Annotated in this window: 14 protein-coding genes and 1 tRNA gene; 6 read left to right on the top strand and 9 right to left on the bottom strand. The window is 67.2% G+C overall.

The genetic code is table 11. The features are described 5' to 3' along the window. Positions 1–13 precede the first annotated feature (13 nt). The 3 genes from BLS81_RS14805 to BLS81_RS14795 all read right to left on the bottom strand — a co-directional run bounded on the left by BLS81_RS14805 (position 14) and on the right by BLS81_RS14795 (position 4,721). On the bottom strand, positions 14–286 hold the full coding sequence (locus BLS81_RS14805) for a DUF1488 family protein (RefSeq protein ID WP_093225112.1): 273 nt from the start codon (positions 284–286) through the stop codon (positions 14–16). 107 nt (positions 287–393) lie between these two features. Further along, positions 394–1,809: a glycoside hydrolase family 43 protein gene (locus BLS81_RS14800; protein WP_256326259.1), complete on the bottom strand. Its 1,416-nt coding sequence runs from the start codon at positions 1,807–1,809 to the stop codon at positions 394–396. A 23-nt stretch (positions 1,810–1,832) separates the two neighbouring features. Then, complete coding sequence (locus tag BLS81_RS14795) at positions 1,833–4,721, bottom strand: TIM-barrel domain-containing protein (RefSeq protein ID WP_256326258.1); 2,889 nt, start codon at positions 4,719–4,721, stop codon at positions 1,833–1,835. Between the two features lie 311 nt (positions 4,722–5,032). On the opposite strand from BLS81_RS14795, the gene BLS81_RS14790 reads away from it, so the two are divergent. Together BLS81_RS14790 and BLS81_RS20815 are read left to right on the top strand one after the other, a co-directional pair. Beyond that, positions 5,033–6,895, top strand: a complete 1,863-nt coding sequence (locus tag BLS81_RS14790; protein WP_371128294.1) for a beta-L-arabinofuranosidase domain-containing protein — start codon at positions 5,033–5,035, stop codon at positions 6,893–6,895. Between the two features lie 84 nt (positions 6,896–6,979). Beyond that, complete coding sequence (locus BLS81_RS20815) at positions 6,980–7,126, top strand: hypothetical protein (protein ID WP_176787190.1); 147 nt, start codon at positions 6,980–6,982, stop codon at positions 7,124–7,126. A gap of 163 nt (positions 7,127–7,289) precedes the next feature. Here BLS81_RS20815 and BLS81_RS20455 read toward each other — a convergent pair whose 3' ends face one another. The 3 genes from BLS81_RS20455 to BLS81_RS14780 all read right to left on the bottom strand — a co-directional run bounded on the left by BLS81_RS20455 (position 7,290) and on the right by BLS81_RS14780 (position 9,371). Then, the gene (locus tag BLS81_RS20455) at positions 7,290–7,775 is read right to left on the bottom strand and encodes a hypothetical protein (protein ID WP_143023367.1); all 486 of its coding nucleotides are present in this window, start codon (positions 7,773–7,775) and stop codon (positions 7,290–7,292) included. Positions 7,776–7,778: 3 nt separating this feature from the next. Next, complete coding sequence (locus BLS81_RS14785; RefSeq protein ID WP_176787189.1) at positions 7,779–8,585, bottom strand: DUF3800 domain-containing protein; 807 nt, start codon at positions 8,583–8,585, stop codon at positions 7,779–7,781. Between the two features lie 711 nt (positions 8,586–9,296). After that, positions 9,297–9,371: transfer RNA gene (locus BLS81_RS14780), tRNA-Gly, on the bottom strand. 223 nt (positions 9,372–9,594) lie between these two features. On the opposite strand from BLS81_RS14780, the gene BLS81_RS14775 reads away from it, so the two are divergent. Then, positions 9,595–10,491, top strand: a complete 897-nt coding sequence (locus tag BLS81_RS14775; RefSeq protein WP_093224982.1) for a tetratricopeptide repeat protein — start codon at positions 9,595–9,597, stop codon at positions 10,489–10,491. Next, entirely contained in the window at positions 10,488–11,141 is a 654-nt protein-coding gene (locus tag BLS81_RS14770) for an LON peptidase substrate-binding domain-containing protein (protein ID WP_093224981.1), read from the top strand. The genes BLS81_RS14775 and BLS81_RS14770 overlap by 4 nt, the downstream gene beginning before the upstream one ends. A gap of 115 nt (positions 11,142–11,256) precedes the next feature. Here BLS81_RS14770 and BLS81_RS14765 read toward each other — a convergent pair whose 3' ends face one another. The 3 genes from BLS81_RS14765 to hemC are packed head-to-tail and all read right to left on the bottom strand — an operon-like array spanning position 11,257 to position 13,784. Beyond that, positions 11,257–12,180, bottom strand: a complete 924-nt coding sequence (locus BLS81_RS14765; RefSeq protein ID WP_093224979.1) for a hypothetical protein — start codon at positions 12,178–12,180, stop codon at positions 11,257–11,259. Positions 12,181–12,210: 30 nt separating this feature from the next. Continuing rightward, positions 12,211–12,879, bottom strand: coding sequence for a uroporphyrinogen-III synthase (locus BLS81_RS14760; RefSeq protein ID WP_093224978.1), 669 nt, complete (start codon positions 12,877–12,879; stop codon positions 12,211–12,213). Then, complete coding sequence (gene hemC, locus BLS81_RS14755; RefSeq protein WP_093224976.1) at positions 12,876–13,784, bottom strand: hydroxymethylbilane synthase; 909 nt, start codon at positions 13,782–13,784, stop codon at positions 12,876–12,878. Before hemC ends, BLS81_RS14760 begins: the two co-directional genes overlap by 4 nt. A gap of 189 nt (positions 13,785–13,973) precedes the next feature. Between hemC and tsaD the strand changes: the two genes are divergently transcribed. Beyond that, on the top strand, positions 13,974–15,011 hold the full coding sequence (gene tsaD / locus BLS81_RS14750) for a tRNA (adenosine(37)-N6)-threonylcarbamoyltransferase complex transferase subunit TsaD (protein WP_093224975.1): 1,038 nt from the start codon (positions 13,974–13,976) through the stop codon (positions 15,009–15,011). Further along, positions 15,008–15,985 carry an NAD(P)H-dependent glycerol-3-phosphate dehydrogenase gene (locus BLS81_RS14745; RefSeq protein WP_093224973.1) on the top strand — a complete coding sequence of 326 codons (978 nt, stop codon included), beginning with the start codon at positions 15,008–15,010 and terminating at the stop codon, positions 15,983–15,985. The genes tsaD and BLS81_RS14745 overlap by 4 nt, the downstream gene beginning before the upstream one ends. Positions 15,986–16,100: the final 115 nt, after the last annotated feature.

The raw sequence follows: 16,100 nt of genomic DNA, 5'->3' as shown, positions 1-16,100 counted from the left end.
CGCCCCCGTCCCGTCATTCCAGATCATTCTCGCTGATGACGATCACGCTCGCGGCGTTGTTGCGCGCCAGCGCGACCAGTCCGGCCTCGGCGATCGTGTCGCTGAAGCGCGTGAACATATCGATCGCGTCATCCTCGGGCGCGTCGCCGCTCAGCGCTTCGAGCACGGCATATTGGACCGCGAACTCATATTCGTCGCCGTCGACCTCGGCGGTGAATTCGACCACCTGGTCCTCCACGTTGTCGAGCGCAGTCGCCAGATCGATGTCCATCTTGTCGGCAGCCATGAAATCTCCTTCGGTCATTGTCCTCCCGACGCATCGGAGAAGCGAACGCGCCCGTCAACGCCGCGCGTGGGGCGGCGTTCCTCCAAAACGGCTGGGACGCGCCTGACTCAGCGCGGCGCTTGGTGTCCGCCGCGCCCGGTGCCGATCCGCCAGGCATCGAAGTTGAACAGCGATTCGCCCGGCGTGCCGTGGAACACCAGGAAGACATCGTGGACGCCGCGGGTGCGCGCGAGCGGCGCCGATACCGTGCGCCACGTCTCCGGTCCCCCGGTCGCCGGCACCGCGAGCGTGGCGACACGCGGGCCGGCCAGGCCGTCGAGCCGCAGGTCGATGCCCGCGCCCGCGCGCGCCGCCGCGACCGTCGCCTCGAAGGTCTTGCCCGCGCCCGTGCCGAAATCGACCCCGCGCACGACGATATAGCCGCCGTCCAGCACATGCGTGACGTACATGCCCGTGGCGCCGCTCGACGCGGTGCGGACGCCCGGCGCCCACGCGTGCGCGCCGCTCGCCGACGTGTCCGTGGCCGATGTCCAGGCGATCGTCTCGGCTTCGACGCGGCGGAACGGGTCGATCGTGCCGAGTTGCTTGGCGCCGACCGTGTCCCACCACGGCTGCATCGGGATCGTGCCGTCCTTGTTGTAGCGGAATTCGGTGACCGTCACCGAGCGGCGCTCGCGATGCTCGCCGGTCTGCGCATCGTTGAGGCGGTAGTTGAAGCCGAAGACGTAGCTGTGGCCCTTATAGTCGATGATGCCCGGATGGTTGCCCGACGAACGCTTGTCGTGGTCCATGATCGAGCCCTGGTACCGCCACGGCCCGGCCGCATGGTCGCTCATCGCATAGCCGATCCCCTCCGGGCAGCAGGTCGAGGCGTACGCCATGTAATAATGGCCCGCGCGCCGGTAGAACCACGGCCCCTCCTGATAGTCGGTCAGCCGCGGCATCTTCACGATCGGCCCCGCGGTGGAGATCATGTCGGGGTTGAGCTTGACGCGCCACAGATCGGGATTGCCCCAGTAGAGCCAGGCCTGGCCGTCGCCGTCGATCGCCACGGTCGGATCGATATTGTCGCTGGCGGGGGCGATCAGCGGGTGGCCGAGCGCGTCCTTGAACGGTCCGTACGGCGTGTCCGCCACCGCCACGGCGATGACGTTCTTGGGCGATCCCGCCACGCTGATCGGTACGTACAGATAGAATTTGCCGCCCCGCGCGATCACCTGCGGCGCCCAGGCGTCATTGTCCTGCCGCGCCCAGGGGAAGGTCTTGAGCGAGGCGACCGCGCCGTGGTCGGTCCAATTGACCATGTCGGTCGAGGTGTAGAGCCGCCAGTCGCGCATCACGAAGTTGCGCGCGTCGTCCTCGTCATGGCTGGTGTAGAGATAGACCGTGCCGTCGTGGACCAGCGGCGCGGGATCGGCGGTGAATAGCGTCTGGATGATCGGATTGTCGGCGTTGACCGGCGCGGGAAACAGCGCCGTCGCCAGCAGGGCGCACAGCCCGGTGATGATGGATCGGATACGCACGGTCTTTCCCCCGGTTTCGAGCCTCAATCGAAGCGCACGCGCGCGGCGCGGCCGTCATAGTCGATCGCGCGCGACGCCGCGGTCGCCCCGGCCAGCACGATGTTGAGCCGGCGCTTCGCGACCAAGCCGGGGTACGCACCCTTGCGCGCGCCCACGCTCAGCGTACGGGCCTTGTCGTCCCAGACGAGATCATAGGTCGCGAACTTGCCCTTCTCGTACGCATACGTCTCGTTATCGTCCTCATAGACGGTGAAGGTCGCATCGGCGCCCGGATAGACGCGGATCTCATAGGGCGCGTCCGGGCTTTGCGTGGCATATTGCAGCGCCGGCCCCATCGGCACGATCGAGCCGGCGCGCACGTAGAGCGGAACCACGTCGAGCGGCGCCTCGCGGGTCACGCGCCGCCCCCCGTCGAAACGCTGGTTGGTCCAGAAATCATACCAGCCGGCGCTCTGCGGCAGATACGTCTCGACCGTGGTGTCGAGCTTGCCCGCGACCGGCAGCGCCTGCCGCTCGCTCGGGCGGCGCCAGCCGAAGCGCAGCCCGCGATTGCCGTCGGCCTGGAAATAGTCGATCACGACCTTGACGACCTGCCCCTTGCGGAAGCTCCGTTCGGTGCTCTTGTACCGCGTCGCGCCCTTCTGCCAGCTCTCGATCGCCGGCGTGCCGTCGAGCGTCAGGCGGAAGCCGTCATTGCCCTCGATCCCGAGTTCATACGTCCCGTCCTCGGGCGCGGTGAGCGTGCCCTGCCAGCGCGCCGAGAAATTGCTGAGGCTGGTGAGCCCGCCCGGAATGTCGGCGAACGGCGGGTCGGGCCAATTGTGGTCGATCTTGGTATCGACGAATTTGCCCTTCGGCGTCTCGAAATTCTGGCCCTCGAAATATTGCCCGGCCAGCCCCGGCTGGCCTTCGGGCGTGCGCAGATACTCCGCCGGCACCGTGACCGGCGGCGGCGGCACGATATGGTACATCGCGCGCGTGACGGGATGGACGAGCAGCGACGGCCCGAACATGAAGCTGTCGTCGATCGTGTCGGTGGCGCGATCGTCGGGGAAGTCCATCATCAGCGGGCGCATCAGCGTATAGCCCGCCGACGTCACCTTCCAGCTCAGCGGATAGATATAGGGGAGCAGGCGATAGCGTAATTGCGTGCTCTTGAGCAGCGACTCATAGACCTGCGGATCGAGCGTCTTGAAGCGGTACGGCTCGCGATCGACATCGGTGCCGTGGATTCGCATCAGCGGGTTGAACGCCGAGAATTGCAGCCAGCGCGCATAGAGTTCGCGCCACGCCGGGTTCTGCGCGCCGCCGATGAACTCCGAGACGAAGAACCCGCCGGTGTCGTTGGTCCAATAGGGGTTGCCGGTGACGGTGACATCGACGCCACCCGCGATCTGCTGTTTGAACGTCTTCCAGCTTGCGTAGATGTCGCCGCTCCACGAGGCGGCGGCGGTGCGCTGCGCGCCGGCCCAGGCCGAGCGGGTGAGCGTGAAGACGCGCTTGTCGCTCGTCGCGCGCTCGCCGTCATAGGTGCCTTGCGTCGTCAGCAGCGAATAAGGGTTCAAGTAGCGCGTGAAGTCGCCGAGCGCGTTCGATCCCAGCGCCTTGGTGTCGCGGACATTGTCGGCCGCGTTCCACATCGCGCTGCTGACCTCGACCTCGGTGCCGTCCATCCACAAGGCGTCGACACCCTTGTTGAGCAGCCCGGTCTTGATCGCGTTGAAATAGATCTGCCGCCCGAGCTTGCTGTACGCGTCATAGACGCGCGCGTGCTTGGAAATCCAATGGAGCGGCTCGAAGCGCAGGTTATGCGCGTCCAGCTCGTGCGCGAGCGCGGTGTCGTTGCCGACCGACGGCCAGATCGAGACCATCAGCTTGAGGTTCATGTCGTGGAGCTGGCGGCTCATCCCGGCGGGATCGGGGTAGCGGGTCTTGTCCCACGTCATCCCGCTCCAGCTCCCGTCCTTGTCGGAGCCCCAATATTGCCAGTCCTGCACGATGTAATCGAGCGGGAAGCGTTCGCGGCGGAAGGTCCGCGCGACATCGAGCAACTCGTCCTGCGTCTTGTAGCGTTCCTTGCTCATGAACAGGCCGAATGCCTGTTTGGGGAACATCGGCGCGGCGCCGGTCAGCCGGCGATAGGCGCCGACGACCTCGTCGGGCGTGCCGCCGGCCATGAAGTAATAATCGACCCCGCCCGGCGCGCTCTCCGCCCACAGCGACGCACCGCCCGCGTCGTCCTTGAAGCGCATCTGCGAATAGGTGTCCCACATCACGCCGTAGCGGCGCGACGACATCATCACCGGAATGATGATGCCCATGTTGGTCTGGACGAGCAGCAGATCCTTGCCGCGCCGGTTGCTGGTGTCGTCGGCGGTGAAGCCGAAGCCGTACAGCGCCTCGTCCGGGCGTAGTGTGAAGGTGTTGGTCGCCTCGTAGCTCGGCTTGCCCGAGATGGTGACGGGCTTGAGCGCCTGGGGCGCGTCGGCCTTCTCCTCGGTGTAGAGTTTGCCGGCGCCGTCGAGGAAACGCAGCGCGCCGTTCGCCTTGCTGATCTCGATCCGCAGCATCTTCGCGGTGATGACGAGCGCGTCCGGCGTTTCGCGGAGCGTGAACGGCACGGCGGCGGGGTTTTCGGTGACGACGATGCTCGGCGCGGTCCAGTGGTTCGCGCCGAGATTGGCGTTCACCCGCACCGTGTCCGGCCCGTAGAAGATCACGTTCTTGGTGACGCCGCCGACGCGCACCTGCACGCCGTCACGCAGCCGCACATAGGCGAAGGCGGCGGAGGACGGCTGCGGTAGCGCAACCAGATGCCCCTTGGCGTCGAGCCCGGTCGCGGTCTGCGCAAGCGCGGGAGTCGCGAGCGCTGACGCGCACAGCATGAAGAGGGCCGAACCGCGTTTCGCCACATGCATCTCCCAGAATCGACCGTAAACGTTTTCCCCCAAGGTCTTATCGGTGGCCCTCAGCCTGTCAAGGCGCGACGGCACCAAGCGCGGTAGCGATCCCATCGGCGTTGCCGCACGAGCCGGCTTACCGTATTTCCGGCTTCCGCCATCGGATGGGCCGTGCGTCGCGCGCCCCCTTCCGGATCACCCGCTCCAGACCAAGGGCCAGCATCATGATCGAACACCGCCGGACTCCATGCTGCGGCCATTCACGCCGGGATTTCCTCGCCACCGCCGGCGCCGGGGCGCTCGCCACCGGCGTGACCGGGGCGATGCCCGCGCGCGCCGCCACGCTGGAGCGGGGCGCCGGCCAGCCGGCCGCCGCGCTGAAGCCGTTCGACATGGCCGACGTGCGCCTGGCCGACGGCCCGTTCCTGCACGCGCAGCGCATGACCGAGGCGTATCTGATGCGGTTGCAGCCCGACCGGATGCTGCACAATTTCCGGGTCAACGCCGGGCTGAAACCCAGGGCGCCGGTCTATGGCGGGTGGGAATCGGAGCCCACTTGGGACGACATCAACTGCCACGGCCACACGCTCGGCCATTATCTGTCGGCCTGCGCGCTCGCCTATCGCGCGACCGGGGACGCGCGCTACAAGCAACGAATCGACTATATCGCAGGCGAACTCGCCGCGTGCCAGCAGGCGGCGGGTTCGGGGCTGGTCTGCGCCTTTCCCAAGGGCGCGGCGCTGGTCGCGGCGCATCTGCGCGGCGAGAAGATCACCGGTGTTCCCTGGTACACGCTGCACAAGGTCTATGCCGGGCTGCGCGACGGCGCGCTGCTGGCCGACAGCGCGCCGTCGCGCGCGGTGCTGCTGCGGCTGGCGGACTGGGGCGTGGTGGCGACCAGGCCGCTGTCGGACGCCGAGTTCGAGACGATGCTCGAGACCGAGCACGGCGGCATGAACGAAATCTACGCCGACCTCTTCGTCATGACCGGGAATGACGACTACCGGACGCTCGCGCGGCGCTTCTCGCACAAGGCGATCATGGAGCCGCTGGCGCGCGGGCGCGACCATCTCGACGGGTTGCACGCCAACACGCAGGTGCCCAAGATCGTCGGCTTCCAGCGCGTCTATGAAATCACCGGCGACGCCCGGTATCGCGATGCGGCGGCGTTCTTCTGGCGCACCGTGGCGAAGACCCGTTCGTTCGCGAGCGGCGGGCACGGCGACGAGGAGCATTTCTTCGCGATGGCCGATTTCGACAAGCACGTCTTCTCGGCGAAAGGATCGGAGACATGCTGCCAGCACAACATGCTCAAGCTGACCCGCGCGCTGTTCCTGCACGATCCGCGCCCCGAATACGCCGATTATTACGAACGCACGCTCTACAACGGCATCCTCGCCTCGCAGGATCCCGACACGGGCATGGCGACCTATTTCCAGGGCGCGCGGCCGGGCTACATGAAGCTGTACCACACGCCCGAGGACAGTTTCTGGTGCTGCACCGGCACGGGCATGGAGAACCATGTCAAATATCGCGATTCGATCTACTTCCACGACGATGCCGCGTTGTACGTGAACCTGTTCGTGCCCTCGGCGGTGACATGGAAGGAGAAGCGCGCGGTGCTGGCGCAGACCACGACCTTCCCCGAAACCCCGACGACCACCTTGCGCTGGACGCTCGCGCGCCCGACCGCGCTGACGCTGAAGCTGCGGCATCCGGGCTGGAGCCGGACCGCGACGGTGCTGGTCAACGGCGAGGAGGCGGCGCGGTCGGCCGCGCCGGGCAGCTATGTCGCGCTCGCGCGGACCTGGCGCGACGGCGACCGGATCGAGTTGCGGCTGGTGATGGAGCCCGCGGCCGAGAGCGCGCCCGCCGCGCCCGACATCGTCGCGTTCACCTACGGCCCGCTGGTGCTCGCCGGCGCGCTCGGGCGCGACGGCCTGGCGCCGGGCGCGGACATCGTCGTCAGCGAACGCAAATACGGCAGTTACAACGACACCCCCGTCGCGGTGCCGACGCTGGCCGGCGATCCGCGGCTGCTGGCGCAGCGCATCCGCCGCGGCGACCGGCCGCTCGACTTCACGATCGCCTCGGCCGAGGGGCAGCCGGTGCGGCTGATCCCGTATCACCGCATCGCGCATGAACGCTACGCCACCTATTGGCGGGTGCAACCGACGGTCGCGTGAACCCGGAACGGCCCCTCCCGCGTTCGTCGGCGGGGCCAGCCGCCGCGCGGGCGGTGCCGCTGCGACAGAGTGGAGCATGTCTCGATGAGTACCGACGACCTGATGATCGACACGCCCGACGGCCCGATGACCTTCGCGGAATGGAAGAAGAAGCACCCGGTGCAAATCCCCTCGCGCCGCACCAAGGGCAAGGATCTGCCCGTCAAGGTGAAGCGCTTCACCGACCGGTGAGGCGCGCGGGTAAGAGCGCGTTCGGCTGGTTGTCGCCGAGGTGACCCAAGATTCAACTTCTCCTTGACATTTTCACATGCTGGATTAAATCCATTCCCGTCTCATCCACCATGCGTGGAAGGAGCAACGGGGTCGCCTTTGGGCGGCCCTTGCCATTTCTGAGCTATAGCTTCCAGAAGCTGGCATGCTCAGCGGAGAAAGTCCGCGCTCGATTCGATTTCACGCAGTATGCTGTCCAGAACAGCCAAAACTGCTCTCGTTCCTCCAACACTATAGCGTAGTTGTCACCACGCAGCCAAACAACGACGCGCTTCCTTACCCTTGGAGGACGCCACCAAACAATGTCCCCGCATGAGCCATCATTACCCACCGCCTCCAACATGTGGGCGGCCCATGTGATCCGCTCGCATCGACGAAGATCGATAGTTCTATCATCTTCGCGCTCTGTTTCACCTGCCTCCGATACGGCGTGCCAAAAAGCAAATCCCTTACCGTCGGTCGCCGGCGCATGCTTGAAGCTTATGGGCTTTCCAAGAAATGTTAGATTTCCTCGAACCAGGGCGTCCACATAAGCAGCGTAAACAGCATCAATATACCGCTCAAAGTCGCCGCCAAAACCGGAAAGCTCGATGAGGTCGGGATACGACATATTCTAGGCTGCTGCGGACCAATAAAAAAGGTCAAACTTTTCCTCGGATAGAAACGACGTTTCTCCTAATTTTCTGGGGTACCGCCGCTTATATGTAGAAAGAGTATCTATAAGCTTGAGTTTGGCCTCGCTACCATCTTGCTGCCTATTGTAATAAGAAACAGCCCCTAAAATCAAATCGCAAAGCTGCAAAAGCTCGGATTCTTCGGATCTAATTTGCTCAACATGCTTGAGAACCATCTTCTGGTCATCTCTTAACTTTGTGCATAGAAAATCATGCAGACGCCTAGTTTTCGAGCCCCCACGTGTATCTTTTATATCGAGATATACATTGTACTCGTTGTTTTTCTTTTCAAGAATTCTCAAAAGAAGTCGATAATACAGCTTATAATAAAAATCATCGTGCGTCTGATCGAAGGCACTGTGATCTAGAAGATTTTTATCTCGCACAATTATAGATCGGAAATGCAATCTATCATCGTCGAGAAATAGCCGAATCAAACTGTCATAGAAGTGCAACTGCGCAGGGCCGACTTTCGTCCATTTGACTTCAAAACCCCGCGACCGGGCATCAGGGATTTTTAGTCCGTGCTCGCGCTTCAACGCCCTGATTGACTCTGATATCGAGCGGACCGCTCCTCGATCGCACCATATTGCGCCGAGCAGCATCACCCTCTGATTATCATGCTCCAAATGGCACGATTCATCACAGAAAATGCTTATTTCCACAAAAACCGGGCCTTTGATCCAAAGGGCGAACGTGGTGCCACTTATCCGATGTCCGTTAAACGGCCAAGCGCCGTACGACACTTCGACGAACCCAGAATTGCAGCAAATCCAGTATTGAGAAGCAGGCGAAGTTCAGAGTCCCAGCGAGCTTGGTATCCGCTCCCGCTGTGGTCAGCGAAGGCGGGGCCATCGCCATTCGTTGTCTACCATCAAGTACCACCAAGTCGCCCCATCCCGGGCAGACGATCTTGATGAGCGGATTCCCGCGCCGAACACTTCAATGACCCCACATCCTGACCGTTGCGTGTGCGTCCGGGTGCGGTTCCTGGAGGGCGGAGCGGGCGCGCGCCGCTGCGGAGCAGCCTAGATCATGGCTCAGCATCAACCCAATCAGAGCTCCTTGGCGTGAGTGGTGCCCGATAAATGAAACGATCCGCTGAGCACCGCGTCCTTCCGAGCCCGGCTTCAACATCAGCCGCCAACCGGTGGATGCGCCGTAGCGCTGCCGCGTAGCTATCAGTGCCGAGCAAGCGCTATACTTCGCTGACCGGGGCGGTGAGGAGATCGATCGACACTCATCGTCGTTAGCGGAAAATCCTCGCTATGAGCAACGACCGACCACCGATTGTGGAGACGCCTTATGTGAAACGAGGCGGCGATCTTTTCCCGATAATTTACCGGGACTTGAGCCATCTACACCCACATCATCGCGGAAACGCTCAGCGGGAAGGAAACTGGCGCTGAACCATCAGCCGACGGCTTTGCGAGAACGTCCAATACATTGGAAAACGCTGGAGCGGGCGAAGGGATTCGAACCCTCGACCCCAACCTTGGCAAGGTTGTGCTCTACCCCTGAGCTACGCCCGCTCTGGCGACTGCCTGCCGGTGTGAACCGGAAGGCGGGTGAGGCGCGGCTGATACCGATGGGTTGGGGGGCTGGCAAGCCCCTTCTTCACGCTTTTCGCATTCCGCGCGAAAAACTTGGCCGCGCGAAAAGCCTTGGCTTGTGCGCCCGAGCGCCCACATAAGGCGCCATATCTTCGATCCCCCTGACCTTCAGACATTGGAGCGCATTTTGGCTACCCTGGGAATGAGCGCCGCCGAACGCGAGGCCGTCGAGAGCTTCCGCCGCGACGTGGTCGAGCCGTCGATGACCAAGCTCGTCATCATCGATTTCTGGGCGGAATGGTGCGGGCCGTGCAAGGCGCTCGCCCCGGTGCTCGAAAAGGTCTCCGCCGCCTATGCCGACAAGGGCGTCGTGCTCGCCAAGGTCGATACCGACAAGAACCAGTTCATCGCCGCGCAATTCCAGATCAAGTCGATCCCGACCGTCTATGCGATGTTCCAGGGCCAGCTCGTCGCCGACCTGACATCCGCGCGCACCGAATCGCAGTTGCGCGCGATGCTCGACCAGATCCTCAAGCAATTGCCGATCGAGAGCGAGGAGGCGTCGCTCGAAGCCGAGCTCGAGCCGCTGCTCGCGATGGGCGAGCAGGTGCTGGCCGAGGGCGATGCCGAACGCGCCGTCAGCATCTTCGCGCAGATCGTCGAAATGGCGCCCGAGCATCCCGGCGCGCTCGCCGGCCATGTCCGCGCGCTGGTCGCCGCGCATCGTGTCGACGAGGCCGACGCGGCGATCGCCGCGCTGCCCGAGGCGGTCGCCAAATCGCCCGAGATCGAACGCGCCAGGGCGGCGCTCGCGCTCGCGCGCGATGCGAAGCCGGTCGATGATCTGGCGGCGCTCGCCGCCGAGGTCGCCGCCAACCCGCACGACATGGCCAAGCGCTTCGAACTCGCCGGCGGGCAGATGGCGGCGGGTGACCGCGAGGCCGCCGCCGCCACGCTGCTAGCGATGATCGCCGAGGACAAGGCATGGAACGAGGCCGCCGCGCGCACCCAGTTGCTCAAGCTGTTCGAAGTGGTCGGGCTTGAAGACCCGTGGGTCTCGGCGCAGCGCCGCAAGCTCTCCGCGATCCTGTTCGGATGAGCGGGCCGGGCGGGAGCGACGCGGCGAAGACCACGCGCCTGTCGGTCTTCCCGCTGCCGGGCGCGCTGCTGTTCCCGCGCATGCACTTGCCGCTGCACATCTTCGAACCGCGCTACCGCGCGATGGTGTCCGACGCGATGGCGCGCGACCGGCGGATCGGGATGATCCAGCCGCGCACCGACAAGGGCGGGCGCAAGGACAAGCCGCCGCTGTTCGCGATCGGCTGCGTCGGCAAGATCGGCGAGTTCGAGGCGAGCGAGGACGGGCGCTACAATCTCGTGCTCGAAGGCGTCGCGCTGTTCCGCATCGTGCGCGAACTCGATGTGACGACCGCGTTCCGTCAGGTCGAGGCCGAGCTGCTGCCGCTCGCCGAAGAGCCCGAAACCTTGTCGCTGTCCCGCCGCTCGCTGCTGGAAAGCGAATCGCGGCGCTTCGCTGATGCGCAGGGCTATGCGGTCGATTGGAAAGCGGTGACCCGGCTCGACGACGAGGCGCTGGTCAACGGCATCGCCCAGATCGCCCCGTTCGACGCGGCGGCGAAACAGGCGCTGCTCGAGGCACCCGATATCGAGAATCGCGCCGAACTCATCATCCAGCTCATGCAGTTCTTCGGTCGACACGACGGCGAGGATACGGTGACGCTGCAATAGCGGGTGTTCGGGCGATTATAGGTAACGCCGCCGCTATGAAATCCGTTCGTCCCGAGTAGCGGCCGAGTGGCCCGAAGGGCGTATCGAGGAACGGGCCTCGATACGGCGCAAGCGCCTACTCGGCACGAACGGGTGGAGGTGAGGTCGTCGCGCTCTGCTCTACGCTCGTCACTGGCGTCGCGGCGATCGTGCCCGCCGCCTGGCCCGCCATCGCGGCGGCTTCGAGCGTATCGAGCGCGTGGCGCGATTCGATGTAGCGCCGCGCCGCATCGGTCCAGCGGCCCGCGTCGGCCGCGCCGGGCAGCCGCGCGACCTCGCCTAGCGCCGCTTCGATCCGCCCGCCCTCGACCAGCCGGCGCGCGCGCGCGAGCCGGTCGGCGGGCAGCGGCGAGGGCGTGCCGGCGCGGTGGAGCGCGATCAGCCCGGTCAACTCGCGCCGGAAGCTCGCGACCAACCCGCCGCGAAACCCGCCCGTCACCAGATCGGGGCCGATCGCGTCGAGACCGCCGCGCAGATCGTCGAGCGTCACCGGCTCGCGCGCAGCCTGTACGATCGTCGCGACCGCGCCGGGCTGGCTCGCGCCGAAACGATAGCGCAGCCGCTCCTCGAGATAGCCGAGCCCGACCCCGCGATCGAGCGCGCGCCGCGCCGCGAAGGCGATCAGCATCCCCTCCGCGCGCGTCGCGTTGCCGGCGGCGGCCTGCGCATCGGCACCCACGCCGGCGGTGCGCTCCTCGAGCGCGTCGAGCTGCGCGGAGAGCGCGGCCTCGCGCGAGGAAAGCGCGTCGAGATCGATCGTCGATCCTTGCGCGCCGCCCTTGGCGGGAACGATCACGACCGGCGCTTGCGATCCGCCCGCGCCGCTCCCCACCGGCAGCGTCAGCGTGGTCGTCTTGGGCGCGGGGCCGAGCCCGAACATGCGGAACAGCGCGAAGGCACCGGCGGCGCCGGCCAGGATCAGCAGGATCGCGAGCAGCGTGATCGTTCGCCAGCCCGCGCGTCGGGCGGGAACCGTCGGGGTCGGCGGCGCTTGCTCCATGTCACCTTATCTCCGCCGAACGCGAGCCGGTCAACGCCCAAGCGCGTCGATCGCGGCGAACAGCGCCGTATCGCTCGGGCGCGCCGCGACCGCGACCGCGTGCCAGCCCGGACCAGCGGCGGCGGCGATCGCCGCGCTGAACGCACCGATCGTCACGCGCGCGCGCGGCAGCGCCGCCGCGTCGAGCAGCTCCCCCAGCCGCGTCGCCGCGCGCGCCGAATGGAGCAGCGCGACGTTTCCCGCCAGTCCGGCGAGATCGGCGGGCGCGACGGCGCGCGGTTCGCTCGCATAGACCGCGATCGCACGCGTGACCCCATCGACCGGGGTCCGCTCGCGCCCGCCGAGGTGTAGCGCGCGCGTCATGCCCCGCGCCGCGAGCAGGGCGGCAAGCGCTTCCGCGTCGCTGCTTCCGGTCGCCGTCACTGTCAGCCCGGCGGCGCGCGCGGCGGCGGCGGTCTGCTCGCCCACCGCGATCACCGGCAGCGCGGCGAGATCCGCGAGTCCCGCGCCGGCCATGCGGACGATATTGGCGCTGGTCAGCACCAGCGCGTCATGCGCGCGCGCGTCGGGCACGATCCAGGCGAGCGGCACCACCGCGAAGAGCGGCAGCCGCAGCACCGCATAGCCCGCCGCCGCCGCGCGCGCCGCCGTCGCCGCATTGCCCGGTTCCGGGCGCAGCACGGCCAGCGTGCGCGTCATCCCGCGAACAGCCGCCGCACCGAATCTGGCGCGCGATCGAGCAGGTCACGCGCCAGCGCCTCGCCGAGCGCGGCGCCGGGTTCGCCGCGGATTTCGCCGCTGACATGCGCGCTGCCATCCGCGGCGAGCAGTTCGGCGATGATATGCATCACCCCGCCCTCGATCGTCGCGAGCGCGGCAACGGGCGAGTGGCAATCGGCGTTCAGCCGCGCGAGCAACGCACGTTCGGCACCGACGCACGCCTGAGTCACGCCGTCGCCGATCGCCTCGACCAGCGCGCCCGCGCGATCGTCATCGGCACGGACTTCGATGCCGACCGCGCCTTGCGCCGGCGCGGGCAACAGCACAGCGATATCGACCGACACGCCGACATCGTCGCGCCCGAGCCGCTCAAGCCCCGCCGCCGCGAGCAGGGTGGCATCGGCCTCCCCCGCCGCGAGCTTCGCCAGCCGCGTATCGACGTTGCCGCGAAACACCACGATCGTCACGTCGGGCCGCAGCCGTCGCACCTGCGCGGCGCGGCGCGGGCTGCTGGTGCCGAGCACCGCGCCAGGGCGCAGCGCGGCGATGCTGTCCGCGCCGACCAACCGCTCGCGCACATCGGCGCGCGGCAGCAACGCGGCGATCCGGATCGCCTCGGGCCGGATCGTCTCGACGTCCTTCATCGAATGCACCGCGCAATCGATCTCGCCGCCGAGCAGCGCGCGGTCGAGTTCCTTGGTCCACAGCGCCTTGCCGCCGATCTCGGCGAGCGCGCGGTCCTGCACGCGATCGCCGGTGGTGCGGATCACGACGATCTCGACTGCGCTCTCGCCCCAGCCATGCGTGGCGCACAGCGCATCGCGCACCATATGGGCCTGAACCAGCGCGAGCGGTGATCCGCGGGTTCCGATCCGGAAGGTCATTTGGCTTCCCGAAAAAATGTGCGCCAGATCGATCTTACTCCCGTTCGTCCCGAGCGAAGTCGAGGGACAAGCCCGAAGCGCAGGTGCCTCGGCTTCGCTCGGCACGAACGGTTCTGTTTGGGCGCTCGCTGTACGGGAAAGTGCCGCCCTTCGACAAGCGGGCGACGACACGTTAGGGACGAACGGATCATGACCAAGCTCATCCTCGGCCTCGAATCGAGTTGCGACGAGACCGCCGCCGCGATCGTCACCTCGGACCGCCGTGTGCTCTCGCACCGCCTCGCCGGGCAGGAAGCCGCGCACCGGCCCTATGGCGGCGTCGTGCCGGAGATCGCCGCGCGCGCGCATGTCGAGGCACTGACGCCGCTCGTCCAAGGCGCGCTCGCCGATGCCGGCGTGACGCTGGCGGATGTCGATGCGGTCGCCGCGACGGCGGGACCGGGGCTGATCGGCGGGGTGATGGTCGGGCTGGTCACCGGCAAGGCGCTCGCGCATGCGGCGGGCAAGCCGCTCGTCGCGGTCAACCACCTCGAAGGCCACGCGCTCTCGCCCCGCCTCGCCGATCCCGATCTCGACTTTCCCTATCTGCTGCTGCTCGTCTCGGGCGGCCATTGCCAGTTATTGCTGGTCGAAGGCGTCGCGCGCTACCGCCGGCTCGCCACCACGATCGACGATGCGGCGGGCGAAGCCTTCGACAAGACCGCCAAGATCCTCGGGCTCGGCTTCCCCGGCGGCCCGGCGGTGGAACGCGCCGCCGCGCTCGGCAACCCGAGCGCAGTGCCGCTGCCGCGCCCGCTCAAAGGCTCGGCCGAGCCGCATTTCTCCTTCGCCGGCCTCAAGAGCGCCGTGGTGCGCGCCCACGCGGCGGGCACATGGTCGCCCGAGGATATCGCCGCATCGTTCCAGGCGGCGGTGGTCGATTGCCTGATCGACCGCACCACCCGCGCGCTCGACCGCGCCGAGGACGCGACCGCGCTGGTCGTCGCGGGCGGCGTCGCCGCGAACGGCGCGGTGCGGGCGAGCTTGCAGACGTTGGCGAGCGACAACGCGCTGCGCTTCGTCGCGCCGCCGCTGTGGCTGTGTACCGACAATGCCGCGATGATCGCCTGGGCCGGCGCCGAACGCTTCGCCGCCGGGCTCACCGATCCGCTCGACATGCCGGCGCGTCCGCGCTGGCCGCTCGATCCCTCGGCGGAGGCGGTGCGCGGCGCGGGGGTGAAGGCATGAACATCGGAATCTTGGGTGGCGGCGCGTGGGGCACCGCGCTCGCGCAGGTGATGGCGGCGGGCGGGCATGACGTGCGGCTGTGGGCGCGCGAGGCCGAGGTGGTCGCGGCGATCAACGCCAACCATGCCAACCCGCTGTTCCTGCCCGACATCGCGCTCTCGCCGGCGATCCGGGCGAGCGGCGATCTCGCCGACGTCGCCGATACCGATCTGATCCTCGTCGTCACGCCGGCACAGCATGCCCGCGCGGTGCTGCGCGATCTGCCCAAGCACGGCCAGCCGCTGCTGCTCTGCTCGAAGGGGATCGAGGCGGGCAGCCACAAACTGTTGAGCGAAGTCGCCGTCGAGGAGCATCCCGCCGCGCCGATCGGCGTGCTCTCCGGCCCGACTTTCGCGGGTGAGGTCGCGCGCGGGCTGCCGACCGCGGTCACGCTGGCGATGGCGGACGAGGATGCCGCCGCGCGCATGGCCGAGGCGCTCGCGCTGCCGACCTTCCGCCCCTATGCCTCGACCGACGTGATCGGCGCGGAGATCGGCGGCGCGGTCAAGAACGTGCTCGCCATCGCCTGCGGCGTGGTCGAGGGTGCGGGGCTCGGCCAGAACGCGCGCGCCGCGCTGATCGCGCGCGGCTTCGCCGAGATGACCCGCTTCGGCCTCGCCCGCGGCGCCCGCGCCGAGACGCTCGCCGGGCTGTCGGGGCTCGGCGACATGGTGCTGACCTGCTCCTCGGTCAGCAGCCGCAACTTCTCGCTCGGGCTGGGCTTGGGTCAGGGGCGCAAGGCGGCCGAGCTGATGGCCGATCGCCGCACCGTCGCGGAGGGCGCGTTCACCGCGCCGGTGCTGTGCGCGGCGGCGGCGGCGGCGGGCGTCGCGATGCCGATTGCCGAGGCGGTGGCAGCGCTGCTGGCGGGGGCTGAGGTGGGCGCGGAGATCGACACGTTGCTCGCAAGGCCGCTGACCCGCGAACACGCCTGATTGGGGTCATCGCCCTCACCCTTCCGTCGCTTCGCTCCTCCCTCCCTCTCCCGCTGGGAGAGGGAAGGGGCCCGCCCGGCGCAGCCGGGTGGGAAGGGTGAGGGTGACCGCGCGG

Source organism: Sphingomonas sp. NFR15 (assembly GCF_900103265.1).
GTDB classification, from domain to species: Bacteria; Pseudomonadota; Alphaproteobacteria; order Sphingomonadales; family Sphingomonadaceae; genus Sphingomonas; species Sphingomonas pollutisoli.
Note: the sequence above shows the minus strand (reverse complement) of the source record. Positions and strands in the feature narration are given on the sequence as shown.